Source organism: Desulfovibrio simplex (genome assembly GCF_055387835.1).
Map to the genome: position 1 here is coordinate 412227 of NZ_AP042377.1, position 25964 is coordinate 438190.

Here is a 25964-nt window from a genome sequence, read left to right on the forward strand (position 1 = left end):
TTACCTCGCCTGGGTCAGGATGAGGGCCAGAGCCGCCATGGCCGATGCGCTGCCCAGCAGAAAGGGCACGCGGTCCATGCGCAGACGGGCCATGACAGATTCGACAATGCCCACAATAACGGCCAGCAGCACCACGGTGGCAAGGCGCAGCCCCGCCTGTTGCCACAGGGGCAGGGCCGGGGTCATGAGACCGGCGATAAGCGCGGCGAAAAACCACAGCTTGAGGGCCGCCCCGTAGATGACCATGGCCAGGTTGGGGCCGGAGTGGTCAAGCACCATAACCTCGTGGATCATGGTCAGTTCCAGGTGCGTGTTGGGGTCGTCCACGGGAATGCGACAGTTTTCCACCAGCAGCAGAATAAAGAAAATGCAGGGCAGAAGCAGCAGTTCGCCCCGGCCCATGGCCCATGCCCCGGCGATCTGCCCGCCGAACAGGGATGAGAGGGAGAAGGCCGTATGCGGGCCGCGCCCCGTATCCAGCGTCACGCTGGTGAGCACCAGAAGAGCCAGGAAAAAAAGCGGTTCGGCCAGGGCCGCAAAAGTGGCCTCACGGCTGGCGCCCATGCCTTCAAAGGCCGAGCCGGTGTCCAGGGCGGACAGCATGATGGCGAAACGCCCCATGCCCAGCAGATAGGCCGCAAGAATAAAGTCTCCGGTGAAGGCCAGGGGCGAGGTGGCCCCGCCCAGGGGCAGCAGGGCCATGGCGCAAAACGTCGCGGCCAGGGATACGGCGGAGCCGCTGGCGAAAACCCAGGTGGTGGTGTGGCTGACGACCTCGCCCTTGCGCATGAGTTTGGCAAGGTCGTAGTAGGTTTGCAGAACGGGCTTGCCGTGCCTGCCCGCAAACTTTGCCTTTACCCGGTTGATGATGCCGGGCAGCAGGGGCGCCAGAACAAGCGCCAGAACAAGCTGCGCAAAATAAACGACCATGTCCTGTTTCATGCGCTCAGCCCCCAGATAAGCAGGCCCACCACAGTGGCAAGAATATACAGGATATAGAGGTGGATCTTGCCGTGCTGTATGATTTTACAGGCATTGCACAGGCGTTCCACAGCTTCGAACAGGGGTGTGTAGAACCCGTTGCGCAGGCGGTCCGGCGCAGAAACGCTCAAGGCGCCGCTTTGGGGAAACAAACGGGAATCAAGGTTCATACGCACGTTAAGCCCCATGCCCGGCGCAAAGATTTTGGCCAGTGGTTCGGAAAAACCGGCGTCCGTGTACTGGATGCGGGCCGAACCGCCCTGGTAGCCGCAGCCCCATGTGGGCATGGAACTCACGCTGCGTCGCCGGAGCATCCTTTTGCGCAGGATGATGCCCGCGAGGGAGAGCCCGAGGGCAATGGAACACACAAGCGATACCATGGCGAGACTGGCGCGCGCCTGATCCTGGCCTGCGGCGGCTGCGGCCTGCATGTCGTTGGGCATGGGCAGCGCGGCAAGGCCCGTCATGGAGGCGAGGTCAAAAAAGACCGGGGCCGCCAGCCCGCCAGCCACGCAGACGGCGGCGGGCAGCGCCAGAGGCCACAGGACCTTCCAGCCCAGGGGGCGCGCATTGGCCGCAAAGCCGGTGCGTGGCTCGCCAAGAAAGGTGATGCCATAAGCCTTGGTGTAGAGGACAGCGGCGAGCCCGCTGATGAGAGCGAGGCCCACCAGTGCCAGCAGAAGCCCCACCTGCCGCTCCAGCCCGGGAAGGCTGGGGCCGTCCAGAAGTGAGAGGGCCAGCACAAGTTCGCCCGCAAAGCCATTGAGCGGCGGCAGGCAGGCAATGGCGGCCGCGCCGAGGGCAAAGGCCGCGCCCAGCAGCGGCAGGCTTTTCTGCAGTCCGCCCAGCAGTTCCATACGCACGGTGCCCGTGGCGTGCAGCACTTCGCCCGCGCACAGGAAAAGCAGCCCCTTGAAGCCCGCGTGATTCAGCATGTGCATGAGGCAGCCCGCCATGCCGAGAGTCGCAATCCAGGCGTTGCCGCAGGACAGGCCGATAAGGCTCGCGCCTGCGCCCATGAGCATGAGGCCCATATTTTCAACGCTGGAATAGGCCAGCAGACGTTTGAGATTGCTCTGTCCCAGAGCTTTCAAAATACCCATGAGGCCCGTGCCCAGACCCACAAGCAGCAGGGCCCATCCCCACCATTCGGGAGCCGCGCCCGGCGCGGCCAGCATGCCCAGGCTGCGGATGATGCCGTAAAGGCCGGCGTTGATCATGGCCCCGGAAAGCAGGGCAGATACGTGGCTGGGGGCTGCGGGGTGCGCTTCTGGAAGCCAGACGTGCATGGGGGCAAGGCCCATCTTGGCTCCAAAGCCCAGAACGGCCAGCACAAAAAGGGCCGTCAGCACGTGGGGGCCAGCGTCGCGCACTACTCCCAGCATGACAGCGCCGCCCTGCAGGGCATCAAAGGACGTGGTGCCCGTGCTTTGCCAGAGCAGGACAAAAAAGGCCATGAGTGCGACCGCGCCAAGATGGGCTGCCACAAGGTAGACCCATGAAGCGTCGCGCACCTGACGGTCGCCGTCGTTAAAGTCGATGAGAAAAAAGGGCGCGAGGGACATGAGTTCCCACGACAGCATGAAGAGCACGGCATCGCGCGCGGCCATGACGAGAGTCAACCCCAGGAGCAGCAGCAGGTAGAAGAACCAGTGGGCTGCCAGGTTGTGTTCCTGCGGCCGCTCATGGCGCAGGGCAATGCCGCCGGAAATGGCGCACACAAGGCCAAGACCGAAGACCGGCAGCAAGAAGACCCTGCTTAAGGGGTCAAGCCCCAGGGTACAGGCCCCTATGGGCAGTCCCCAGGGCAGGCGTACTGCGACAGCCTCGCTCCAGGGGGAAAACGCCAGGGCGCACAGGCCAGCCACGCAACCCGCCGCGGCTCCGCAGGAGCCCAGAAGGTTGGCGGCCCGGCCATTGCCCGCCGTTGGCGGCAAAAAAGCCAGCAGCGCCGTTCCGGCGGCTGTGGCCGCCAGGATGAGCAGGGTTATGATAAAGAGCGTCATGGTATACGGAGGTTGCGGCCGGCGTTTAGGCCATGCCCTGTTTCAGCATGTCCTCAAAGTGCGCAATGGTTTTTTTCAGGCCGTCTTCGAGTTTGACCTGAGGCTCCCAGCCCAGTTTTTCACGGGCAAGGGTGATGTCGGGCTTGCGCTGCTTGGGGTCGTCGCCGGGCAGCGGCTCGTAGGTGATGGCCGATTTGCTGCCCGTCATTTCCACTACCTTTTCAGCCAGTTCGCGGATGGTGAACTCACCCGGGTTCCCCATGTTCATTGGGCCGATGAAATCCTCCGACGAGGCCATGAAGCGCACCATGCATTCGATGAGATCATCCACATAGCAGAAGGAGCGGGTCTGGCTGCCATCGCCGTAAATGGTGATGGGTTCGTTCTTGAGAGCCTGGATAATGAAGTTGGACACCACGCGCCCGTCGTTGGGGTGCATCTTGGGGCCATAGGTGTTGAAGATGCGTCCCACCTTGATGGGCAGGCCGCCCTGACGCCAGTAGGCGAAGAACAGGGCCTCGGCGCAGCGCTTGCCCTCATCGTAGCAGGAGCGGATGCCGTTGGGGTTCACGTGGCCCCAGTAGTCTTCGGTCTGCGGATGGATTTCGGGGTCGCCGTATACTTCGCTGGTGGACGCCTGATAGATGCGCGCCTTGAGCCTTTTGGCCAGGCCCAGCATGTTGATGGCCCCGTGAACGCAGGTCTTGATGGTCTGCACGGGGTCGTGCTGGTAGTGTATGGGCGAGGCCGGGCAGGCCAGATTGTAGATTTCGTCCACTTCCACGTAGAGGGGAAAGGTCACATCGTGGCGGATGAGTTCAAACCTTTTGTTGTCGAGAAATTCTTCAACATTGGCGCGGGCGCTGGAAAAAAAGTTGTCCAGGCAGAGAACCTCATGCCCTTCGTTGAGCAGTCTTTCGCACAGGTGGGAACCGAGAAAGCCTGAACCGCCTGTAACCAGTATACGTTTGCGGAGATGCATATTTCCCCCGGGAAGGTATTGTTAAATCATGCGTCGGTACAACAAAAACGCTTAAGCATAGTCCTATTGTTCAGGCTTTGCAATGGCATTCACGGCCACCTGGGCATATGTACGGCATGGGGGACGGCTTGCCCTTGCCTGCACGCGTTGCTATGTATCGGCGCGAGGTACACATGTCCAAGAAATCCGTTGAACGTATTGATCCCGTAACCGTGGCTCTGCCGCCTGAAGGCGTGGACAGCCATGCCCATCTGGACGGTGAGGAATTTGACCAGGACCGTGAGGCCGTGCTCGCGCGCGCCAGCGCCAGCGGCGTGGCCCATGTGGGCAATGTTTTTCTGGGGCCGGAAGACTTCGCCGCCAGACGGCGGTATTTCGAGGCCCATCCCCAGGTGTTTTTCCTGCTGGGCATCCATCCCTGCCACGGACAGAACTGCACGCCGGAAGCTCTTGCGGCCATGCGGCGCGCCTTTGGCCAGGACCCCCGCCTCAAGGCGGTGGGTGAGATAGGGCTGGATTTTTACTGGGACGACTGCCCCCGCGAGGTGCAGTACGAAGCCTTTGCCGCCCAGCTGCATCTGGCACGCGAAGTGGGGCGGCCTGTGGTGATCCATTGCCGCGAGGCTGAAGAAGAAACCCTTATGGTTCTGGAATCGCAGGGCTTTAAAGACTATCCCCTGCTGTGGCACTGCTTTGGCAAAGGGCCGGATCTGGCCGCGCGCATCCTGCGCAACGGCTGGCATATCTCCGTTCCCGGCCCTGTCACCTATAAGGCCAACGAAGACCTGCGGCAGGCTGTGGCCCGTATTCCGGCCGACCGCCTCATGCTGGAGACCGACGCTCCCTATCTCGCGCCCCTTCCCTGGCGCGGCAAGCGCAACGAACCCGCGTTCACCGTGTTTACGGCCCGTGCCGTGGCCGAGGCGCGCGGGCAGGAACCGGAAGAGGTCTGGCGCGTGTGCGGGCACAATGCCCGCCGCTTTTTCGGCCTGTAGCCCCGCATCGCACGGGCGGTCAGGAATAGTCCGTCTTTGCCTGCTGCTGACAATCCTGTCGCCCCATGCGCGGGGGGCGGCCACAGCCGTGGATGTGCGGAAGGGCGGGCAGGCCTGTGACCTTGCGTCGCACGGGCGGCCTTTGTTTTTTTCGCTGCAATATGGCGGAAAAATGCGAATTTTTGCCTCGCTTGACCAGATAAAGACCCTCGGATACTGTTTTTGCCATGGTTGACTTTTGCAACACTTCATCTCCCTCTCTGTGGGGGCAGCGTCGGCGCGGCACTCCGTTTTTTGTGGAATCCGCGACCGCAAAAGCATCCCTGTTCTGTTTTTTCGGCGTCACCTGACCGTTTGTCAGGTGGGGCTGGATGTCTCCCGCGCTCCATTAGCGGACAGTCTTCATGCTGTCCGCGAGGGCGGCTTCTTCCTACACCTGACTCCCGGCGGCGTGGTCACGCCTTTTGTTGTGTTGTGCGGCGCATGCGCGCCACCCGTTCACGCTAACCGTAGGAGACAGTCATGAAACGTGGAATCCTCGCGGCTCTTTTGCTTTTGTGCGGCATGGGCACGGCCCTGGCCGCCGCTCCGGCAGCCCCCCTTGACGCCTTCAAGGGGCAGAAGGGCGTTATAGACATCGCGGGCGGCACTGCCCATATCCCTGTCATGAAAGAAGCCGCCAGACAGATTATGGAGGCCAATCCCGATGTGCGCATCACCGTGGCTGGCGGCGGTTCCGGCGTGGGCGTGCAGAAGGTGGGCGAGGGCATTGTGCAGATCGGCAATACGGGCCGCGCCCTCAAGCCCGCCGAAGTGGAAAAGTACGGCCTCGTGTCCTTCCCCTTCGCCATTGACGGCGTGGCCGTGGCCGTCAACCCGGCCAACAGGGTCGCGGGGCTGACCAAGGCCCAGATCAGGGATATCTTCGCCGGCAAGATCGCCAACTGGAAGGAAGTGGGCGGCGCTGACGCCCCCATATCCCTCTATGTGCGCGAAGACGGCAGCGGCACCCGCGAAACCTTTGAAGAGCGCGCTCTGGACAAGGGCGTATCCGCCGCCGGGGCCAACGTGGTCAACTCCAACGGAGCCATGAAGACCGCCATCGGTCAGGACCCCAACGCCATCGGCTATGTGGGCATCGGCCATCTGGACAAGAGCATCAAGGGCATAAGCGTGGACGGCATGGCCCCCAGCCAGGAAAACGCCGCTTCCGGGCAGTACACCGTCACCCGTCTGCTCTACATGAACACCAGGGGTGAACCCCAGGGCATCACCAGGGGCTTTGTGGACTACATCTTTACTCCTGCCGGACAGGAGATTGTGTCCAAGGCCGGCTACATCCCCTATGTCAAAAAATAGGGCGCAGGCGACCCTTCAAGGCGGGAGCGCTGCGGCGCTCCCGCCTGCGGGTCCGCAGACGGCGGATCATACCGACAGTCCGGGCCTTGCCCTGCGTCTGTCGGTGTGGGTGGCGGTGCTGGCCGTGGCGCTGCTTTTTGTCATGGTCGTCATGGCAGCCCTGCCCGCCATAAAACTCCCCGGCCCCGGCGGCCCCCTTGACTGGGTCTGGCAGCCCGCGCAGGGGAGGTTCGGCATCCTGCCCATGTGCGTGGGGTCCCTGGCCCTTGCCGCAGTGGCCCTTCTGCTGGGCTGGCCTCTGGCCGTGGGGCTGTGCTGCTGGCTGCTTACCGAAGAGTGCTCCGCCTTGCAGCCCCTGGTTCGCTTTGTCGAGGCGCTGGTGCGCTTCATGACCACGGTGCCCACCGTTGTTTACGGCTTTGCCGCCGTATTTCTGCTGACGCCCTTTGCGCGGGCGCTGCTGGGCGGCACGGGCATGTGCCTGGCTGCCGCTGGCGTGATGCTGGTTCTGCTGATTTTGCCCACAATGACGCTGATTCTGATGGCGGGCCTGCGCCCCCGGCTTGAGGGGCTTTGCCCTTGGGGCCTGGCCATGGGTTTCAGCCGTTTTGACCTGGTGCGCCTTTTTGTGCTGCCCCGGTCTGGCCGCAATCTGGCCAGCGCCGCTGTCCTGGGCTTTGGCAGGGCCGTGGGCGACACGCTCATTCCGCTCATGCTGGCGGGCAACGCCACGCACGTTCCCGGCGGTCTGGCCGAAAGCATGCGCAGCCTCACGGCGCACATGGCGCTGGTCACGGCCAATGAGGTGGGCGGGGCGGCGTACAATTCCCTTTTTGTGGCCGGGCTGGTTCTGCTGGCGGTCAATACGGCTGCAAGCCTGGCCCTGCGCCGCCTCGTCAGGCAGAAAGACGCCACGGCGCAGCGGGAGGCGTCAGCATGAGGCGCGGCGCTCTTGTGCGGGTATGCGTGCGCTGGCTGCTGCGCGCCTGCGCCCTGATCCCGTGTGCGGCCGTGCTTTTTTTATTGGGCTTTTTGACGGTCAAGGGCGCTCCACAGCTGGGAGCGCACCTGCTTTTTGGCGATGTGCCGCCCCTGGACGCCCTGCTGGGACGCCGTCCTGTGTGGGACGGGCTGTGGCCCGCCTGCGCGGGAACCCTGTATCTTGTGGGCCTGACCATGGCGCTGGCTCTTTTTCCCGGCGTGGGCTGCGGCCTGTATCTGGCGGAATTCGCCCCTGCGCGTCAGGCCGGGCGCATCCGTCTGGCCATGGATGTGCTGGCGGGCACGCCGTCCATCGTTATGGGGCTCTTCGGCTTTACGCTCATACTCTTTCTGCGTCATTCCGTCTGGCCCGGAGCCAACACGTCCCTGCTGCTCTCGGCCTGCTGTCTGGCCCTTCTGGTTCTGCCGGTCATTGTGACCACCACCTGTGAAGCTCTGGAGGCCGTGCCCGACAGCCTGCGCTTCACAGGGGCCGCGCTGGGGTTTACCCGGCGGCAGCTTGCCCGCCGGGTTCTGCTGCCTGCCGCCGGGCCGGGCATATGGGGCGGCGTGCTGCTGGCCACGGGCAGGGCGGCCGAAGACACGGCGGTGATCATGCTCACGGGCGTTGTGGCCAATGCCGGACTGCCCGGCGGGCTGGCGGACAAGTTTGAGGCTTTGCCTTTTTCCATTTACTATACCGCGGCGCAGTACCAGAATACGGACGAGCTGCTGCGCGGTTTCGGAGCGGCTCTGGTGCTGCTTTTGCTGTCGTCGGCCCTGCTTTTTTGCGCCCGGCGTATGGAAAAGCGCTTTCGCCGGCGCTGGCAGGGGGTAGCGTGAGTTCTGCGGTTCGCATCAATGACCTGTGCGTGTACTTCGGGCAGCAGCAGGTGTTGCACAATGTCTGCATCGATGCCCCCAGGCGGGGCATCACCGTGCTTGCCGGACGTTCCGGTTCGGGCAAGACCACCTTGCTGCGCGCCATGAACCGCCTGAACGAGACTTTTTTTCACTGCCGCACAACGGGCGTGGTGGAGCTTGATCTGGGGCGGGGGCTTGAGGCCATATATCCCGCGTCCGGCGTGAACGTGCGCCCGCTGGCGCAACTTCGCCGTCTGGTGGGCATGGTTTTTCAGACGCCCAACGTCCTGCCCGTCAGTGTGGAGCGCAATCTTGCCCTGCCCCTTGAAGTGGTGGCGGGTCTGCACGAAAAGGAGCGAGGCCGGAAAACCCGGGAGGCGCTCATGAGCGTGGGCCTGTGGGCGGAGGTCAGAGACCGTCTTGATATGCCCGCGGAGCGGCTTTCCGGCGGGCAGCAGCAGCGCCTTTGTCTGGCGCGGGCACTGGCCCTGGAACCAGCCATGCTGTTGCTGGACGAGCCCACGGCATCTTTGGATGTCCACGCCACGGCGGAGATTGAAGGCCTGCTGCTGCGTCTTGCCTGCGAGTACCCGCTGCTGGTGGTTTCGCACAATCCGGAGCAGGCCGTGCGTCTGGGAGAGCGGCTGGTCATCATGGCTGACGGGCATGTGCAACAGGTTTTTGAGCGCGGGCAGGCGGACGGCGAGGCCGTGGCCCGTGCCCTTGCGGACGCGGGATAGCGCGAGCCCACCCTGAATCGGCGTTGGCGGCGAATACCCCCGGATTGGTCATTGAATCGACGCGCGTGCCCGCGAAAAAGAACGCTGTGCCCCGCGCCTGTCCACCCTTGCCGCAATAGAGCATTTTAACTTTGAAAAAGTGTAAATGCTCTGACGCTGCACGAGAGTGCAGCGCGCCACAACGTGGCGTGGATTCAGCCGAGCTTTAGCCGTCGCAACGGCTGAAGCCTGCGTCACAACGGCTAAAGCAACGGCTGCCGCAAAGACAGCATTGATTATCCGTAAGCGGTAAAGCCCCGCTAACGGCTACCGCAAATCGCATTTTTTGGCTGAATGAAAACTTTGAAATATGAAGTAGTTCAAAGTTAATCCGCTCTAGGGCGAAATCCTTTATGCCTTGACAAATTTGTCAATAATTTTGGAAATATCCTCCCACTCCCTTGACCTTGCCGCCTGAAGCACGGCATTCTCTTTTCCGAAGGAGGAAGCATGGAGCATCTGACTTTTTCGACCCTTGATCCAAGCTTCAATCTTGCACTTGAAGAAGTTCTGTTCCAGTCCTTGCCTGCTGGCCATCCCGGCTGGTTTCTGCTCTGGCAGAATGGCCCTTCGGTCATCGTGGGCCGCCATCAATGCACAGCCGATGAGGTGAACGCGGACTTCATCCGCCGCGAAAATCTGCCTGTGGTGCGCCGTATAACCGGCGGCGGAGCCGTGTACCACGATACGGGCAATCTCAATTTTTCCTTTATTGAACACGCCAATGGCCGCGAAAAGGTGGACTTCAGGCGCTATCTGGAACCCGTGTGCGCTGCTCTGGCCGATCTTGGCGTGCAGGCCGTGATATCGGGCCGTAACGACATTGAGGCCAAAGGACGCAAAATTTCCGGCAGCGGGCAGATGCTGCGGCGGGGCAAGGTGCTGCACCACGGAACCCTGCTTATTGACGTGAATTTTGAGCGACTTGTGGATGCTCTGAATGTAGACCCTGAAAAAATGCGGTCCAAGGGCGTTGCCTCGGTGCGGTCGCGGGTGGGCAATATTTCGGAATACTGGCATTCCGGCAGTGATATCGCGGCTCTGACAGCGGCCCTGGTGCGCCGTTGCGCCGACGCTCCCGGCACGGTGGACGAAGCCCTCGTGGCCGAAGCTCAAAGGCTGGCCGATGAAAAATACCGGCAGTGGAGCTGGAACTACGGCGCCATGCCCAATTTTACCGAACGCAAGCGACAGCGCTTTGATTGGGGCACGGTTGAACTGCGCATTGACGTAAAAGGCGGGCACATATCCGCATGTAAAATATTGGGAGATTTTTTCTGCAATGCAGGAGAGGGTATTCAAGAGTTGGAGCAGCGCCTTACTGGTGTTTCACGAGAGCCGGAACAGCTGGAACACGTTTTGAAACAGACTGATTTGTCCTGCTATTTCAGTAACTGTGAACCATCTGTTATGACACGGTTTTTTGTTCAGACGTAAGAAACTGAACCACAACGGGCAAGTGTGAAAGATAATTTGGTGAATGTTTGAGGCGCGTTGCGTATTGTAGAATGCGAACCGCAATGAATATGGAATGCTGATAATTTTTTCACACTTCTTGTGTCTGTTCTTTGCAAGTGGTATCCCTTGTATATAAGTGCATTGTTGGTTTCCTTCGGGGCTGCGCCCAGTGCCTGGCATGACGCAGTTATTTTGTAACCACACCCAGACCAAGGAGAAGACATGTCGGATTTGCGAACTCCGCTTACTTCCTGGCATGAAGCCCAGGGCGCCAAGATGGCTCCTTTCGCCGGCTGGCTCATGCCCATCCAGTATGAAGGAATTCTTGCGGAACACCTGCATACCAGAAAGCATGCCGGTATTTTTGATATCTGCCACATGGGCGAATTCCGCATTGAAGGTCCCGGCGCGGCTGAGGCCCTGTCGCTTGCCGTCAGCCACAACCTTGAAACCCTGGCTCCGGGCAAATGCCGCTACGGCTTTTTGCTCAATGCCAAGGGCGGCGTGCTTGACGACGGCATCATTTACCGCTTTGGGCCGGAATCCTTCATGGCGGTGGTCAATGCCGCCTGCGCGGCCGACGATCTGGCCACCCTGCGTACCCGCCTGCCGGAAAGCGTAAAAATTACTGACATTTCAGACGATACCGGCAAGGTGGACCTGCAAGGCCCGGATTCGCTGGACGTGCTTGAAAAGCTCATGGGTCAGAACTTTCATGACCTCGGCTATTTCTCTTTCCGCGAATCGCAGTGGCAGGGCGTGCCCGTATTGGTGAGCCGCACGGGCTACACCGGCGAACTGGGCTATGAACTCTATCTGCCCGCCAGCAAGACAGAAGACTTCTGGAAGGCCCTGCTGGCCGACGAGCGCGTGAAGCCCGTGGGGCTTGGCGCGCGCGACACCCTGCGCCTTGAGGCGGGCCTGCCCCTGTACGGGCATGACCTTGATGAAGACCACAGCCCGGCCGAGGCTGGCATGGGCCGCATGATGACAAGTCAGGCGGACTATGTGGGCAAGGAAGGGGCGCAGGTCATCCGCGAGGTTCTGGTGCCCCTGAAGATCGAGGGCCGCCGCGCCGCCCGTCATGGCGATGCCGTGGCCCTGCCCGGCGGCGATGTGGTGGGCCGTGTTACCAGCGGTTCTTTCGCGCCTTCTCTGGGCTATGTCATTGCCTTTGCCTGGGTGGACGCCGCCCATGCCGACAAGGAAAACTTTGTGGTGCGCGCCTCAAGAACGGAACTGCCCGCCGTGAAAGTGGACGTTCCCTTCTACAAGGACGGCACGGCCCGCAAAAAACTGGCCTGACGCCCGCGTGGGGCGGCCAGTGGACCGTAAGGCCGAGCGCCGCCCGCGGGGTTGAATCTGTGATGGTTTGCGTGCCGCCACGGCGCGCACTTTGCTCCCAATAACTTTCAGGAGAACGCATATGGCTACCAATCCCACGGATCTGTTGTACAGCAAAAGCCACGAATGGGTGCGCATGGAGGGCGACGAGGCTGTGGTGGGCATCACCCACTTTGCCCAGGAATCCCTCGGCGACATCACCTATGTGGAACTGCCCCTGGTGGGCGACGAAGTGAGTGCGGAAGGGGAGTTCGGCTCCGTTGAGTCCGTCAAGGCGGCCAGTGACCTGATTTCGCCGGTAAGCGGTGATGTCACCGGCGTCAACACCGCTCTGGAAGACGCCCCCGAAAAATGCAACAGCGACCCCTACGGCGAGGGCTGGCTCATTCGAGTCAAGGTTTCCGGCAAGCCTGAAGGCCTTATGGACGCGGCTGCGTACGAAGCCTTTTGCGCCACTGAAGGACACTAGAGCATTTTACTTTTGAAAAAGGGTAAATGCGCCAACGCTGCACAAAGGTGTGGCGCGCCGCAACGTGGCGCAGATTCAGCCGGAAATCATATTTCGGCAGAATGACACCTTTGAACAGCGCGACATTTCAACGTTAATCTGATTGAGAGGTTGCCCCACGGGGAATTTGTTTTTCGGCTGAAATCCTCGTCATTCCGCACGATCCGGAGTAAGCGGAGGCAGGGTGGCAGGGGCCTGCCGCACAAGGCGCAAACTTTTGGTTATCACGCCTTTGCAGGGTGGGCTTTCATGCCGGAGCGCGACAGATTCCCCGGTATTGCGCTTTGCGTCTGGTTTGGATTCTGGGGCAGGGTGCCTTTGAGAATGTGCGTTCGCAAAGGTAAGGGTGCGTGATCCGCGGATACGCCGCGCCTGGCTTTCACGGCCAGCCCTGCTCACGCAGCCGCCAGGGGGTTTTTGCAACTGTCCTGCTGGCGGTGCTGCCTTTATCCGCAAGCCCTGTGGGCACGGTTGAAGTTGCGTTTCGTTTTACGGGGGCGTCTGCGCACGCAGATGCCCGGGCATTTCAAGGTGAAATGCCCCAAGCCAGCCCCCCCAATGCCTTGGGACCGGTAACGGCGCCCGGGGTTGCGGCCCGGAATATGGCGACGCGGCATACAGGCCCGCCCGCTCAAAGTGAGCGGCGGGCGCCGCCGCTGATTCCAACGGATTCGCCCCTACCTTCCAGGCATCCGTCACGCGTAACATGTTCAAGGAGCAGATATGCCATACATCCCCCACACACCGGAAGAGTTGCAAGAGATGCTCTCCGTGGTTGGTGTGCGCGATCTGGACGGCCTTTTTGCCGATATTCCTCCGGAAATGCGCCCCAAACAGTTCAATCTGCCCAAAGGTCAGTCCGAAGCAGCCGTTTGCGCCTACTTTGAGGGCCTGGCCGCCAAAAACTGCCCGGATATCATGTCCTTCCTTGGCGCGGGCTATTATGCCCACGACATCCCCAAGGCTGTGGACGCGCTTTCAGGGCGCAGCGAATTCTACACCTCCTACACGCCCTATCAGCCCGAGTGCTCGCAGGGAACCCTGCAGGCCATTTTTGAATTCCAGACGGCCATAAGCCGCCTCATGGGCATGGATTGCGCCAATGCCTCGGTGTACGACGGCGGTTCCGCCATTTTCGAGGCCGCCATGATGGCTGTTCGCGCCACCCGCCGCCGCGTGCTGGTGGTGGACGAGGCCGTCAACCCCATCTGGCGCGTCATGCTGGCATCCTATATTTCCAGCCTTGACCTTGAACTCAAAACCGTCAAACAGGAAAAGGGCGTGAGCCGCCTTGACGCGCTCATGGCTGCCATCGACGACACCACTGCCGCCGTCATTGTGCAGAATCCCAACTTCTTCGGCGCGGTGGCCGACTATACCCAGGTGTTCGCCAAAGCGCGCGAGCACAAGGCTTTCGGCGTCATCTCCGTGTACCCGGTCATGCAGTCGGTGCTGAAAACGCCCGGCGAAATGGGCGCGGATGTGGCCGTGGCCGAAGGGCAGAGCCTCGGCATGCCCCTTTCGTTCGGCGGCCCCTACCTTGGCATAATGACCTGCCGCAAAGAGCATATCCGCCAGTTCCCCGGCCGCATTGTGGGCCGCACAAACGATCTCGACGGCAAAACGGGCTATGTGCTTACTCTCCAGGCCCGCGAGCAGCATATCCGCAGGGCCAAGGCCACGTCCAACATCTGCTCCAACCAGGCGCTGTGCGCCCTGAGATCGCTTATCTACATGTCGCTGCTCGGCCCCTGCGGCCTCACGCGGCTGGCTGAAAACAACATGGCGCTTACCCGCTATGCCGTGGAACGCCTCACTGCCATCAAGGGCATTGAACTGCTCAACGATGCTCCTTACGGCAATGAAGTGGCCCTGCGTCTGCCCATCCCGGCCCAGTCGCTGGTGGACGCCCTTGCCGGACACGGCTGCGTGCCCGGTTATCCCCTTGGCCGGTACTATCCCGGCATGGAAAACGTCTTGCTGCTGGCCTGCACCGAACGCAACAGCCGTCAGCAGATCGGCATGCTGGCCGAAACCGTGGGAGGTCTGTTGTGAAAACCATATTCGCAAAATCCGTGCCCGGTCGCAGCGCCTTTTGTTTAGAATCCGACGCCCCCAAGGCCGCGGACATGCTGCCCGCAGGCTTGCTGCGCAAGGAAGAGCCCCGCTTGCCCCAATGCTCCGAACTGGACGTGGTGCGCCATTTTACCGGCCTTTCCAAGCTCAACTATTGTGTGGACGGCAATTTCTATCCCCTTGGCTCCTGCACAATGAAGTATAACCCCAAGTTCACGGAGTATGTGGCCTCCTTGCCCGGCTTTACGCGTCTGCATCCCATGCTCGCCCAGTTGGGCAGCGGCGTCGGCTGCACCCAGGGCGCGCTTGAGTGCGTGTATCAGGCCGAAAATCTGCTCTGCGAACTCACCGGCATGAAGGCCTTTACCCTGCAGCCCATGGCAGGGGCCAACGGCGAATTTGTGGGCGTCAAGCTCATCGCCGCCTACCACAAGGCCAAGGGCCGTAACCGCAAAAAGATGCTCATCCCCGACGCCGCCCACGGCACCAACCCCGCTTCGGCGGCTCTGGCGGGCTTTGAGACCATCAATATCGAATCCCGCGACGGCATGGTGGACCCCGACGCCATTGTGGCCGCCATCCAAAAGCACGGCGAGGATGTGGCGGGCCTCATGATGACCTGCCCCAACACGCTGGGACTTATGGAAGTGCACCTGCCCCGCATCGTGGCGGAACTGCGCAAGATCGACGCCCTGCTGTACTACGACGGCGCCAACATGAACGCCATCATGGGCAAGATGCGCGTGGGCGACGTGGGCTTTGACGTGGTGCACCTCAACGTGCACAAGACCCTGTCCACCCCGCACGGCGGCGGCGGCCCCGGCGCCGGGCCAGTGGGCGTGGGCGAGCGCCTCATCCCCTTCCTGCCCGCCCCGCGCGTGCGCAAGGGGCCGGACGGCATGTTCAGCCTTGATTATAATGTGCCGCAGTCCATCGGCTATATGGGGCCCTTCTACGGCAGCTTCGGCATACTGATACGCGCGCTTGCCTACATGATGCGCCTCGGGGCCGAAGGGCTCACCAGGGCTTCGGAATACGCGGTGCTCAATGCCAACTACCTGAAAAAGCGTCTGGAAAAAGTTCTGGACATCCCCTATGCCGCACGGCTGTGCGCCCACGAGTTCGTGGCCTCCGCGCCTCAGGGAACCCGCGCGCTGGATATAGCCAAAGCCCTGCTGGACCGTGGTTTCCACGCGCCCACCATCTACTTCCCGCTGATCGTCCATGAGTGCATCATGGCCGAACCCACGGAAACGGAAAGCAAGGAAACCCTGGACTCCTTTGTGCAGGCTCTGGAAGACATCATGCTCGTGGCCAAGAACGATCCGCAGGCACTGCTGGACGCTCCCGTGACCCTGCCCGCTCGCCGCATGGACGAGACGGCGGCGGCCCGCAACATGATCCTTACGGAAGACATGGCTTAAGGCTTTATTTTTGAAGTGGTTTGTGGGGGAGGGACCCTTTTGAAAAAGGGTCGCCTCCCCCAGACAGTGTCGTCACGAGCGCCTTTCCTGATATTTCTGCGTCGAACTTCGCCTTTTATTCCGGTCGAGTACCATCAGAGTACACTCCCTGCATAAAAGGCTTGTTCTCCTTGATATAACAGGAAATTCATCTCGTGACGACGCTGTCTCGAACTTGTACCTTTGCTTCAGTTTTTGCAGAGAGCCTCCTGATTTGAAAAAGGATTTTCAGGGGCAGCGCTTTCGAGTGTATTTCAAAGAGCCAGATACAAATAGAGGGGGCCGCGCTTTGCGCGGCCCCCTCTTGCTATCGGGCTGTCAGGTTCGTGGGAGCCTGGTTTCACACCCCATGCGGGGCGTACAAAGGGCCAAGACACTTGCCGGGAAGGCATGGCCCTGAAACAGGCTGTTATTTATCCGCGCCGCAGCACTTTTTGTACTTTTTGCCGCTGCCGCAGGGGCAGGGGTCGTTGCGGCCGATACGGGGCGCGGCCTTGGCCGGGGTGTTGGAGGTTTCGACATCGCCGCCACCGGAGTAGGACAGACTGCTGGCCCGTTCTTTATGGCGGAATTCACGCGCAAGCGGCTGGCCCTGGGGCTCGGCCTCTTCCGGGGCCACCTCGATGGCGTCCACCACGGGTTCGGCGGGGGCCACGCGAATTCTGGTCAGGGCGCGGAAGACGCTTTCGCGGATCTGGAAGAGCATGGATTGGAACAGCTCAAAGCCTTCACGCTTGTATTCCAGCTTGGGATCGCGCTGGCCGTAGCCGCGCAGGCCGATGCCGTCACGCAGGGCGTCCATGTTGCGCAAATGTTCCTTCCAGCTTCGGTCAAGCTCTTCAAGCATGAAGTAGCGCTGGATGTCGCGGTAGCTGTCGCCGGTTTCGGCCTTGAGACTGCCAAGAATCTTGTGCACCAGGGGGCCGCACTCCTCGCGTTCGGGCAGGCGGGCATTTTCAGGCAGCACGCGGTCAAGGTTGAACACGTCGCGCAGGCGGGCAAAGGCCGCCTGACGGATGCCGTCCTGATCGTCCACGGGCACGTTTTCAAGCGAGCCGTACACGTCGTCCAGCACGTCGTTCATGAACTCGTCCATGACGGGATCAAGGTCTTCTTCCACCATGAGTTCACGACGCAGCGCATAGATGACTTCGCGCTGCTGGTTCATGACGTTGTCATAATCCAGCAGGGTTTTACGAATTTCAAAGTGATGCGCTTCAACACGCTTTTGCGCGCCTTCAACCGCACGGGTGACCATGGCGTTTTCAATGGCTTCGCCATCACGCAGGCCCAGCTTTTCCATAAGGCCCTTGATGCGGTCGGAGCCGAAAAGGCGCATGAGGTCGTCCTCAAGCGACAGGTAAAAACGGGAGGAGCCGGGGTCGCCCTGACGGCCTGAACGGCCGCGCAACTGGTTGTCGATGCGGCGGCTTTCGTGCCGCTCGGTGCCGAGGATGTGCAGGCCGCCCAGGTCCACCACGCCTTCGCCCAGCACGATGTCCGTGCCGCGCCCGGCCATGTTGGTGGCGATGGTGACCTTGCCCGCCTGACCGGCCTGGGCGACGATTTCGGCTTCTTTTTCGTGCTGCTTGGCGTTGAGCACGTTGTGGGGAATGCCCAGCTTGTTCAGGCGGTGCGAAAGCATTTCGGACGTTTCAATGGAAATGGTGCCCACAAGCACGGGCTGCCCTTTTTTGTGCAGCTCGGTGATGGCTTCCACAATGGCGTCGAATTTTTCCTGACGGCTGCGGTAGATGAGGTCGGGGTAGTCCTTGCGCACCATGGGCCTGTTGGGCGGGATGGAGATGACCTCCAGATTGTAGATCTGGTGGAATTCCACGGCCTCGGTGTCCGCCGTACCCGTCATGCCCGAAAGTTTTTCGTACAGGCGAAAGTAGTTCTGGAAGGTGATGGAGGCCAGCGTCTGGTTTTCGGCGGCGATGGTCACGCCTTCCTTGGCTTCCAGCGCCTGGTGCAGACCGTCGGAATAGCGGCGGCCAGCCATGAGACGGCCCGTAAATTCGTCAACAATGACCACCTGGTCGTCCTGCACGATGTAGTCCACGTCGCGCTTGAAAATCTGGTGCGCCTTGAGCGACTGCATGACGTGATGTTGCGCCGTGATATTGGCGGGGTCGAAGAGGTTGTCGACCTTGAGCATCGCTTCGCAGTGGGCCACTCCCTCGTCGGTGAGCATGGCGGTGCGGGCTTTTTCGTCAATGGTGTAATGCTCGGGCTGGAGCTTGCGGACTATTTCGTCCACAGTGCGGTAAAAGCCCACGGATTCGTCGGAAGCGCCGGAAATGATGAGGGGCGTTCTGGCTTCGTCAATAAGGATGGAGTCCACTTCGTCCACAATGGCGTAATTGTGGCCGCGCTGCACCAGCTGGTGGCCGTAGAACTTCATGTTGTCGCGCAGGTAGTCGAACCCGAACTCGTTGTTGGTGCCGTAGGTGATGTCGGCGGCGTACTGCTGCTTGCGCTCTTCATCGTCAAGACCGTGAACGATGACGCCCGTGGTCAGACCCAGAAAGCCGTACAGCTGGCCCATCCAGGCCGAGTCGCGCCTGGCCAGATAGTCGTTGACCGTGACCACGTGCACGCCCTTGCCCGACAGCGCGTTGAGCACCACGGGCAGGGTGGCCACAAGGGTTTTACCTTCGCCTGTCTTCATTTCGGCGATTTTGCCCTTGTGCAGGACCATGCCGCCTATAAGCTGCACGTCATAGTGGCGCATGCTCAGCACGCGCCGCGAGGCCTCGCGCACCAGGGCGAAAACTTCGGGAAGAAGGGCGTCCAGGCTCTGGCCTTCTTCCTGAACGGCATTTTTGTACTGGAGGATACGGGCGGCGAAATCCTCGTCCGCCAGCTCCTGCATTTGTGGTTCCAAGGCATTGATACGCTGCACAAGGGGGCGCAGACGGCGCAAATAACGTTCGTTCTTGCTGCCGAATATTTTTTTGAAAAGAAAGCCGAACATGAAGTCTCCTCTGTTGGGCACGGGCAAGCCGCCTTTGGCCCGGATGCACGCGCCTTTATGGCGCGTCGGCGCAAACTCGGGGCCCACGGTCCTGAGCAGCCTGGGGGGCTGGCGGCATCTCCTTAAAATAAGACATAAATGCCGGGTTGGCAATGCGGGCGGGCGCGGCCTCCGCCGGGAAAGGTGAAATCCGGAGCCGCCGCGCCCTGGCGGCGGGGCAGCGCGCATGCGCGACGGTGAGGCTCGCTGTTTGCGGGTATTGCCGAGGCTCTTTTGCGCGGGGTCGCCGGCTGCCGTCAGGCAGGAAGAAAACCGCTGCGGGACTTATTCTCGCCACAGGACTTATCTTTCTGTTATCGCTGCCGATACAATACAAAGAGCGCCGCTCGTGAAATCATCTTTTGGGCGTTGGACGGGGCCGTGGCAGGATCGCGGTCAGTCTTGCAGATGTTCCTGCTTTATGACGGCTTCGGCCTTGATTCTGTCCAGCAGTTCCGCAAAGACGGCCTTGACGTTTTCGCGTATGTCGCCGGCCACAACCAGAAAGAGCACGTCGTCGCCGGGTTTGAGCAGGCCCTCTTCGGCATCGGCCACAATGGCGAAAATGCCGGGGCGTTGCTCCATCTCGGCCACAATGGCGGCCATCTTTTCCCGGTCGGGTGTGATGTCTACCGAAGTGACCGGGGAATGGTCGTTGCGGGACCATCCCCGTACCACACCGTTGTGAACGAGCATCATACCCACGTGGTCGGTGAAGCCGGGGCGGGCTTTGAGTTCCTGAAGAGTTTTGTTAATATCCATTGGGAACCGCCTTGGTTTGATCCACATCCGATTGTGGCGCTGGGCAGTATATACCAGGCCCGCGCCTTCATAAAGGATTTTGTTCATGGCCCAGCTATCGCAGTTATTGTCCCGACTTCCCGAGACCCAAGACATGAGCATGAGCACCATGGGCCATGTTCTGTGGGTCTGCTGGCATGGCAAACTGGCCCCTGCCGTCGGGCAGACGCTGCTCAACTACGGCGGCATGCTGGTGGGCGAGGAAGAAGAGCAGGCCCTGTGGTTCTTTTTTACCGATGATGTCTTTCTGGCATTGGCCCGGCTTATGGTCTGGGGCAACTTTAACGAACTGCCTGTAAGCATAGAACTTTTTCCTGGACGTTTGCAGTTTGGCCGTAAGCGCGACGTGAACCTTTTGCTGGACGCGACCCTGCAGACGCAGGAAATGCTGGTGCGCGACAGCCTTGAAGTATGGGTGCATCCCAAGAGCCGCGAAGGCAAAAAGAATCTTCCCGGTATTGATTTTGAGCGCCGCGCGGGCCGCCAGGGCATGAGCCCGGTAGACTGGGCTACCATGCTGGTGGACGTGCGTATGCCCTATGCCTCCACCCAGGCCTGGTTCGCCATCCTGCACCCCCTGGGCAGTCCTTTGGACAAAGCCTACCAGAGCGGCTGGAGCGCCATGTTCAAAAAGATCGAGGCGCTGTTGCAGCGGCTCAAGATAAAGTCCATTGTCAGCGGCTCCTTTGTGATGCTGGCCATGGACAATCTGCTTATGCTGCGCACCTTTCTGCGCGACTATCTGCAGGGCTGCGACAAGGAAAACGGGGAGGCCGGGGCGTGCTGGCCCTGCGTCTGCGTGGTTGCCGACCGCAACAATCTCAATTTCAACAGCGACCTGCCCAAGAAGATCGGCCTGCAGTGGGACAACCTCATGCCGGACTTCCCCTACCTGAGCTATCGCAACGCCTATCTGCTGGGCGAGGGTTTTACGGTTCGCGACCTGCGATATACCGGCGAACAGATGAGCATGGACAGCTGGTGCAACGTGCTGCTGGACGAGAACAGCCTCAGCGAGCGTTCCATCCCCCTGCTCATGCCCGCCCAGCTCACAGCGGGCGACGCGGCGGAAACCGGGTGTTTTTACTGCGGCATCCACAGCCATACGGCGGCCCAGTGCCCCACACGCCAGATTCCGCCCAGCGGACGGGATTTGTGGGACAAGGTGGCGAATCTGGACCTGGACGCCATCAACGATGGCTTCCGTCGCGTCGAGCAGGTGCTTACCGAGCAGCATACGGCGGGCTATGGCGTGCTGCTGGAAGAGGGCGGCGACGCGGGGCTTGTGCTGCAAGGCGTGCTGGACATCAATGGCATGTGCCAGTTGCGCAATGTGCCCCAGCACTGGCTGTACCGCATGCGCGACCCCGAACCTGGCGATAACCCACCCCCCCGTGACGACAGCCCGGCCTGGGATTTGCTGAAAAAGCTCACCGCCGCCCCACCCGAAGGGCTGGCGGAGATTGATAAAAAAACAAGCCAGAGCATCGGGCGGCATCCGCGCGACTGGCGTTTGCGGATGGTTCTGGGCTTCTGCCATGTGCAGCGGCAGGATTTCGCACGCGCCGACGCAGCCTTTGGCGAAGCGGCCATGCTCGCCCCATCGCCCATGCTTCAGGCCTGGAACGAGTTTTTGCAGGCCAGACTTGAGGAAGAGCAGGGGCATTTTGGCGCGGCCATTGAACAGTATGGCCAGATCTGGCGCGTCATGCCCCAGTGGCGTGAAGTCCGCTACCGTGAAATGGCCTGCAAGGTGAAAATGGGCTTTGCCGAAGCGGTGCAGGATCTGCTGATAAAGCTTATCCGCGAAGATCCCACCTACTTCAATCGTGTGCTGGTGGACCCTGCACTGGAGCGGGGGCGTCTGCTCATTCTTTCTTCCCTGTATGATCTGTGGGCCGAGGCCAAGAAAAAGGCCGAGGCGGACGGCGGGGCCATCAATGCCCTGCATGCCCGGCTTGACGACTGGTTTCCGCCCGAGCATCTCGTGCAGTTGCAGCTTGGGGCAAAGGTGCGACAGCTCGAAAAGCTCGCCAATACCAATACCTATATTGCCTATCTCAAGGTTGTGGAAGAACTGCCTGCTCTGGAAAAAGAGCTGGAAGCCTGCATCAGTCACGAAGTGGAAGACCTGCGCAATAAATACAAATATTATCTTGATATTATTCAAGAAGTTCGCGATGAAGCCTCCTGGTTCCCCTTTCCCGCTGCCCTGCGCCAGTTCAGTCGTGACTTCAATGAGAGCGCGGGCATTATCAACCGTGCCTTTTCCTGCAATTTCAAGGAAGCGGAATCGTTCAAGCGCACGCAGGCCGATACGCCGCGTCTGGCGGAGTTGCTGCGCAACCTGCGCAAGCGTCTGCAATTCTTGCGTATGGTGCGCGACGGGACGCTTTTCGGCCTCACCATGGGCAAAACTTTTTTGTGGCTGGAACTCGTCGGGCTGCTGCTCTGCTTTATTGGCGTGCCCGTGGTGGTCTTTTGGGGCGACAGCCTGCGCCTGGGCTGGCTGCGTGACATTCTGGGCGACGACCAGTGGTCCATCCAGAAGGTGCTTATTCTCATCGTGTCCGTTGTGGCCCTCGGCATTGCGGCCCTGCGTTCCACCCTTGTTTTTGACAGCAAACGCGAAAAACTGCTGGAACAGGCGCGGCAGCAACGTGAGCAGGCCCAGCAGGCGCGCCTTGAGCGCGTCCGCAAACAGCGCCGCGCCGAAGAGGAAAAAGCCCGGAAAGCGCGTGAGGCCATGGCCGTCCGTGAGGCGCAGCGCAAGTATAAGGAAAAGAGTGGGTAATACTTTGTGAGGGAGAGAATGCTTTTGGGGGAGGGTCCCTTTTGCAAAAGGGTCTCCTCCCCCAGGCCCCCACCCCCTAGACCAGATTAACTTTGAGAATGGACATTCTCAAAGTTTAAGACACGCATACTTCGGCGCTTAACAGCGCAAATAAATTGCGCTTACGCCTTCGCTGCGGGCGCCTGCTCACGCAGTCGCCAGAGCAATTTCAAAGTGAAAATGCTCTAAAACTCTTGTTGTGTTGCCGTGCGGCACAGCGAGTTTTCTGACCTGAAATGAGGGGAGCCGGGGCAGCGCCTTTCAGGCAGCACGCCATTGTAACGTTTGTCCGCTCCAGCGCCCGGAACCGGATCGGATGTAAAAGCTGAGAAGCCCGCCAATCCCTGCAATTCTTTGCAGGTGGCGGGCTTTTTCGCATGGCATCTGTCACGCGGCATTATGTCAGCCAGATAAAGCCGCCCATGGTGAGGACTGACAGTATGGTGCTCCAGAACAGGGTTGAAGCCATTTCCTGTTGGCCTGTGCCATATTCCACAGCAAAGATGACGGCGATGGAGGCCGTGGGAATGGCCAGCGTCACGGCAACCAGCCCGCGCTCGGTACCCGGAACAGCCAGCCAGATCATGGCCAGAAGGGTCATGCCCGGCAGCACGATGTTCTTGGCAATGACGTTGACAACCACAGGCAACGACACGCTCACCTTTTGCGCATAAAGCACCGCGCCCACCGCAAACAGGGCCACGCCGCCGGTCGCCTGCCCCAGCAGCAGAAATGAGCCCTTGAGAACCTTGGGCATGTCCAGCCCCAGCAACAACAGGGTGAAAGCGAGCACCGGCGCCCACACGACGGGTTGCCTGACCGCATTGACAATGCTCGCAGCCACAATGCGCGCGGCGCTTTTTTTCTGTCCGTCGCTGGCGCTTTGCGCTGAACCCACAAGAAAAACAAGGGCCAGGGGAACCTGAACAAGGTTCAGAAGTATGCTGCCTGCGGCTACGGAGAGATCGGCCTCCACCGGAAACAGCAGGCCCAGTACCGGGGTGCCCACAAAGGGCACGGCAGGCCCGGCAATGGCCAGACCGCGCAGGGCCGCCAGCCTGACGTCCGACCCGCATACAAAGCGGGAAATCAGGAATACCAGTATAAAGCCGCCAGCCATTCCCACAGCCAGCCACAAAAAAACCTGGACGTTTTTCAGCACTTCAGCAAGGGGAGTGCCCAGAATGCCCGCGAAAAGAAGCATTGGCAAAGCATAGCCCATAACCATGCGGTTGAGTATGGAGGCCTGATCCTGGGTGAAGTCGTGCCGCCACCCGGCCAAAAGGCCCAGGAGCAGTGTGACCACAATGGGGAGCAGGGCCATGATGATCGTTTCAAGCATAGAAGGTTCCTTTTTTGCCGTGTGGTCTGTCGCTCACGCCGAAAGCGCGTCTGACGGCGAACCGGCGTGGTCGCATGCATGCGCCACGGTTGTCAGCCGTGTTTTTTGACAGGAAAAACCGAAAACACCATGGGGGCGCTGCCGCGCTGTTGTGGTTCGTGCGCAGACTTACGGCTGCTGACGGATGGATGGCCGCTGCCCGGCCTTTTTTACAGGGCCGGGCAGCGTTTTTTGCTAAAGCAGGGAAGGAATGGCGGGAATGATGGGCACTTCAAGCAGCGTGGGGCCGGAACGCTTGAAAGCCTGGGCGCAGGCCTTGCGCACGCCATCCGCGGTTTCGACGCGCTGGGCTTCGCAGCCGTAACCCCTGGCAAGGGAAACGAGGTCAAGGCCGGGCAGGTCAAGACCGGGAACGCCGGGGGTTTCTTCCAGAGCGGCAAAGGATTTCAGGATGGCGTATGCGCCGTTCCTGGGTATGACAAAGAGAATGGGCAGATCCTGCTGGGCTGCTGTCCAAAGTCCCTGAACCGAGTATTGCATGGAGCCGTCGCCAATGATGGCCAGAACCGGGCGGTTGCGGCCACTGTCGCGTTCTGCCAGGGCAATGCCCACGCTGGCGGGCAGGTTCCAGCCAAGGCTGCCGCTGGCAAAGGTGTAAAAGGTGTCTGGCAGCTTCACGGGCCAGGCCGCGTGCAGTTCGCCGAGATTGGACGGCGATTCTTCCACCAGAACGGTCTCGGCAGGGGTGGCTTCGCGCAGGATTTTAAAAAGCTCAAGTGCTGTCAGCATGTTGCATTGACAAGGCTCGGGCGCGGCCGGTTGCGGGGCCATACGGTGCGCCTGCTTTTTGACTGTCGGGGAATTGGGACGCGCTTTAACGCGGGCTTCCAGCGCTTCCAGCGCCAGTACGGCGTCGCAGAGCATGCTGTCGCCCACCGGAGCGCGTCCGGTTTCTTCCGGGTCGTCAGAAATGTGCAGCAGGTGCAGTTTTTCAGGAATATAGGGGCCTTTCACATAGGGATAGTAGCGAAAAACCGGCGCGCCGATGACAATGGCCACATCGTGCCCTTCAAGCTTTTTGGCCAGCGGCCCTATGGCAAAGGGCAGGCCTCCGGCGTAAAGGGGGTGGTCTTCGGGGAAGGGGGGCCGCTCAGAGGCGGGAGCCGCCCAAACGGGGGCGTTGAGCTTTTCGGCTAGGGCAATGGCCTGCTTCCAGCCGTTGCCCCTGGCAATGGCCGCGCCATAGATAAGCGCGGGCTTCTTGGCTTTGGAGAGCAGGTCGGCAAACTTGGCGATACGTTCGGGATCCGGCCCGATGCGGGTCGCCACGCACCGCGCCACGGGTTCTCCAGGGGCGGGTTTGTCCCAGTCATCAAGCGGGATGGACAGAAAAACAGGCCCGGCCGGGGGCTGTAACGCCATGGCGTACGCCCGCATAAAGGCTGCGGGAACATCCTCCGCGCGCACAGGTTCGTAACTCCACTTGACCCAGGGTTTGGGCAGTTCCGCTGGCTGCACATTGGTGAGCCACGGTTCCATAAGGAGCATCTCGCGGGTCTGGTTGCCCGCCGTGATGATCAGGGGCGTCTGGTTCATCCTGGCAGAAAGAATGTTGCTCATGGCGTTGCACAGCCCGGCCGAGGTGTGCACATTCACCAGCGCCGGTCTGCGGGTGGCCTGGGCGTAGCCGTCGGCGGCCCCTACGGCGGAAGCTTCTTGAAGGGTCTGTATGTAACGGAAGTCTTTTGGAAAATCCTTAAGAAAGGTTTCTTCGGTGGAGCCGGGATTGCCAAAGATGGTGGTAAGGCCCAGTTGGCGCAAAAGCTTGAAGGTCGCCTCTCGGATGGTCATAACCATAAATATCTCCGTGATTGACGGTTAACATTACTATTACTCCTATGGGGTAGCATGGCCGAAGTCGCCTGACAATATAGTATTTGCCATGACAATATTTATGATTTGATTAAAGATCCTGCCCGATTACGACGCCGTCAGGGCAAGCACTGCGCGGATGTGTATTCTTACCGCTTTGAGTCGCATAGTCTGGCGCCTGCGCTGTGGGCAGACCGCGCGCGTGCCCTTGTCAGCCGCACGCATGCCAAACAATCCCTCTTTCCGCGGTCAGAGCGCGCATGCCTTCAGCCGCGTGACTGCGTGTGGAGCTGCGTAAGCG

The 25964-nt window shown here is 60.7% G+C and carries 18 protein-coding genes; 11 read left to right on the plus strand and 7 right to left on the minus strand.

Features of this window, described 5'->3' with window-relative positions; translation table 11 throughout:
* The 3 genes from ACZ5DH_RS01715 to ACZ5DH_RS01725 are packed head-to-tail and all read right to left on the minus strand — an operon-like array spanning position 1 to position 3969.
* Positions 1 to 942, minus strand: a complete 942-nt coding sequence (locus ACZ5DH_RS01715) for a respiratory chain complex I subunit 1 family protein (protein ID WP_464255445.1) — start codon at positions 940 to 942, stop codon at positions 1 to 3.
* Positions 939 to 2987: a proton-conducting transporter transmembrane domain-containing protein gene (locus ACZ5DH_RS01720; protein WP_464255446.1), complete on the minus strand. Its 2049-nt coding sequence runs from the start codon at positions 2985 to 2987 to the stop codon at positions 939 to 941. Before ACZ5DH_RS01720 ends, ACZ5DH_RS01715 begins: the two co-directional genes overlap by 4 nt.
* Before the next feature lie 25 nt (positions 2988 to 3012).
* Entirely contained in the window at positions 3013 to 3969 is a 957-nt protein-coding gene (locus tag ACZ5DH_RS01725) for a UDP-glucuronic acid decarboxylase family protein (RefSeq protein WP_464255447.1), read from the minus strand.
* A 173-nt stretch (positions 3970 to 4142) separates the two neighbouring features.
* Here ACZ5DH_RS01725 and ACZ5DH_RS01730 point away from each other — a divergent pair, with 173 nt between their 5' ends.
* From ACZ5DH_RS01730 to gcvPB, 10 genes are all read left to right on the plus strand, one after another.
* Positions 4143 to 4964, plus strand: coding sequence for a TatD family hydrolase (locus ACZ5DH_RS01730; protein ID WP_464255448.1), 822 nt, complete (start codon positions 4143 to 4145; stop codon positions 4962 to 4964).
* Positions 4965 to 5486: 522 nt separating this feature from the next.
* Complete coding sequence (locus tag ACZ5DH_RS01735; RefSeq protein WP_464255449.1) at positions 5487 to 6323, plus strand: phosphate ABC transporter substrate-binding protein; 837 nt, start codon at positions 5487 to 5489, stop codon at positions 6321 to 6323.
* A complete protein-coding gene (locus ACZ5DH_RS01740; protein ID WP_464255450.1) occupies positions 6310 to 7263 on the plus strand; it encodes a PstC family ABC transporter permease in 954 nt (317 codons plus the stop codon). Before ACZ5DH_RS01735 ends, ACZ5DH_RS01740 begins: the two co-directional genes overlap by 14 nt.
* Positions 7260 to 8147, plus strand: a complete 888-nt coding sequence (locus ACZ5DH_RS01745; RefSeq protein ID WP_464255451.1) for a PstA family ABC transporter permease — start codon at positions 7260 to 7262, stop codon at positions 8145 to 8147. Before ACZ5DH_RS01740 ends, ACZ5DH_RS01745 begins: the two co-directional genes overlap by 4 nt.
* Positions 8144 to 8908 carry a phosphate ABC transporter ATP-binding protein gene (locus ACZ5DH_RS01750; RefSeq protein ID WP_464255452.1) on the plus strand — a complete coding sequence of 255 codons (765 nt, stop codon included), beginning with the start codon at positions 8144 to 8146 and terminating at the stop codon, positions 8906 to 8908. The genes ACZ5DH_RS01745 and ACZ5DH_RS01750 overlap by 4 nt, the downstream gene beginning before the upstream one ends.
* A 489-nt stretch (positions 8909 to 9397) precedes the next feature.
* Complete coding sequence (locus ACZ5DH_RS01755; RefSeq protein ID WP_464255453.1) at positions 9398 to 10384, plus strand: lipoate--protein ligase; 987 nt, start codon at positions 9398 to 9400, stop codon at positions 10382 to 10384.
* Between the two features lie 243 nt (positions 10385 to 10627).
* Positions 10628 to 11710: a glycine cleavage system aminomethyltransferase GcvT gene (gene gcvT, locus ACZ5DH_RS01760; protein ID WP_464255454.1), complete on the plus strand. Its 1083-nt coding sequence runs from the start codon at positions 10628 to 10630 to the stop codon at positions 11708 to 11710.
* A 121-nt stretch (positions 11711 to 11831) separates the two neighbouring features.
* Positions 11832 to 12218: a glycine cleavage system protein GcvH gene (gene gcvH, locus ACZ5DH_RS01765; protein ID WP_464255455.1), complete on the plus strand. Its 387-nt coding sequence runs from the start codon at positions 11832 to 11834 to the stop codon at positions 12216 to 12218.
* Positions 12219 to 12980: 762 nt separating this feature from the next.
* Entirely contained in the window at positions 12981 to 14312 is a 1332-nt protein-coding gene (gene gcvPA, locus ACZ5DH_RS01770) for an aminomethyl-transferring glycine dehydrogenase subunit GcvPA (RefSeq protein WP_464255456.1), read from the plus strand.
* Positions 14309 to 15757, plus strand: coding sequence for an aminomethyl-transferring glycine dehydrogenase subunit GcvPB (gcvPB, locus tag ACZ5DH_RS01775; RefSeq protein ID WP_464255457.1), 1449 nt, complete (start codon positions 14309 to 14311; stop codon positions 15755 to 15757). The genes gcvPA and gcvPB overlap by 4 nt, the downstream gene beginning before the upstream one ends.
* A gap of 448 nt (positions 15758 to 16205) precedes the next feature.
* On the opposite strand, the gene secA is transcribed toward gcvPB, so the two are convergent.
* On the minus strand, positions 16206 to 18776 hold the full coding sequence (secA, locus tag ACZ5DH_RS01780; protein WP_464255458.1) for a preprotein translocase subunit SecA: 2571 nt from the start codon (positions 18774 to 18776) through the stop codon (positions 16206 to 16208).
* Positions 18777 to 19211: 435 nt separating this feature from the next.
* Positions 19212 to 19577, minus strand: coding sequence for a molybdenum cofactor biosynthesis protein MoaE (locus tag ACZ5DH_RS01785; protein WP_464255459.1), 366 nt, complete (start codon positions 19575 to 19577; stop codon positions 19212 to 19214).
* 85 nt (positions 19578 to 19662) lie between these two features.
* Here ACZ5DH_RS01785 and ACZ5DH_RS01790 point away from each other — a divergent pair, with 85 nt between their 5' ends.
* On the plus strand, positions 19663 to 22410 hold the full coding sequence (locus tag ACZ5DH_RS01790) for a tetratricopeptide repeat protein (RefSeq protein WP_464255460.1): 2748 nt from the start codon (positions 19663 to 19665) through the stop codon (positions 22408 to 22410).
* A 436-nt stretch (positions 22411 to 22846) separates the two neighbouring features.
* Here ACZ5DH_RS01790 and ACZ5DH_RS01795 read toward each other — a convergent pair whose 3' ends face one another.
* Both ACZ5DH_RS01795 and mdlC read right to left on the minus strand, forming a co-directional pair.
* Complete coding sequence (locus tag ACZ5DH_RS01795) at positions 22847 to 23791, minus strand: AEC family transporter (protein WP_464255461.1); 945 nt, start codon at positions 23789 to 23791, stop codon at positions 22847 to 22849.
* 234 nt (positions 23792 to 24025) lie between these two features.
* Positions 24026 to 25648 (minus strand): benzoylformate decarboxylase, encoded by a 1623-nt coding sequence (gene mdlC, locus ACZ5DH_RS01800; RefSeq protein WP_464255462.1) that lies wholly within the window; start codon positions 25646 to 25648, stop codon positions 24026 to 24028.
* Between the last annotated feature and the right edge of the window lie 316 nt (positions 25649 to 25964).

Coding starts and splice junctions, on each gene's coding strand:
- ACZ5DH_RS01715 (WP_464255445.1), bottom strand. CDS start 942: ATGAAACAGGACATGGTCGTTTATTTTGCGCAGCTTGTTCTGGCGCTT.
- ACZ5DH_RS01720 (WP_464255446.1), bottom strand. CDS start 2,987: ATGACGCTCTTTATCATAACCCTGCTCATCCTGGCGGCCACAGCCGCC.
- ACZ5DH_RS01725 (WP_464255447.1), bottom strand. CDS start 3,969: ATGCATCTCCGCAAACGTATACTGGTTACAGGCGGTTCAGGCTTTCTC.
- ACZ5DH_RS01730 (WP_464255448.1), top strand. CDS start 4,143: ATGTCCAAGAAATCCGTTGAACGTATTGATCCCGTAACCGTGGCTCTG.
- ACZ5DH_RS01735 (WP_464255449.1), top strand. CDS start 5,487: ATGAAACGTGGAATCCTCGCGGCTCTTTTGCTTTTGTGCGGCATGGGC.
- ACZ5DH_RS01740 (WP_464255450.1), top strand. CDS start 6,310: ATGTCAAAAAATAGGGCGCAGGCGACCCTTCAAGGCGGGAGCGCTGCG.
- ACZ5DH_RS01745 (WP_464255451.1), top strand. CDS start 7,260: ATGAGGCGCGGCGCTCTTGTGCGGGTATGCGTGCGCTGGCTGCTGCGC.
- ACZ5DH_RS01755 (WP_464255453.1), top strand. CDS start 9,398: ATGGAGCATCTGACTTTTTCGACCCTTGATCCAAGCTTCAATCTTGCA.
- gcvT (WP_464255454.1), top strand. CDS start 10,628: ATGTCGGATTTGCGAACTCCGCTTACTTCCTGGCATGAAGCCCAGGGC.
- gcvH (WP_464255455.1), top strand. CDS start 11,832: ATGGCTACCAATCCCACGGATCTGTTGTACAGCAAAAGCCACGAATGG.
- gcvPA (WP_464255456.1), top strand. CDS start 12,981: ATGCCATACATCCCCCACACACCGGAAGAGTTGCAAGAGATGCTCTCC.
- secA (WP_464255458.1), bottom strand. CDS start 18,776: ATGTTCGGCTTTCTTTTCAAAAAAATATTCGGCAGCAAGAACGAACGT.
- ACZ5DH_RS01785 (WP_464255459.1), bottom strand. CDS start 19,577: ATGGATATTAACAAAACTCTTCAGGAACTCAAAGCCCGCCCCGGCTTC.
- ACZ5DH_RS01790 (WP_464255460.1), top strand. CDS start 19,663: ATGGCCCAGCTATCGCAGTTATTGTCCCGACTTCCCGAGACCCAAGAC.
- ACZ5DH_RS01795 (WP_464255461.1), bottom strand. CDS start 23,791: ATGCTTGAAACGATCATCATGGCCCTGCTCCCCATTGTGGTCACACTG.
- mdlC (WP_464255462.1), bottom strand. CDS start 25,648: ATGGTTATGACCATCCGAGAGGCGACCTTCAAGCTTTTGCGCCAACTG.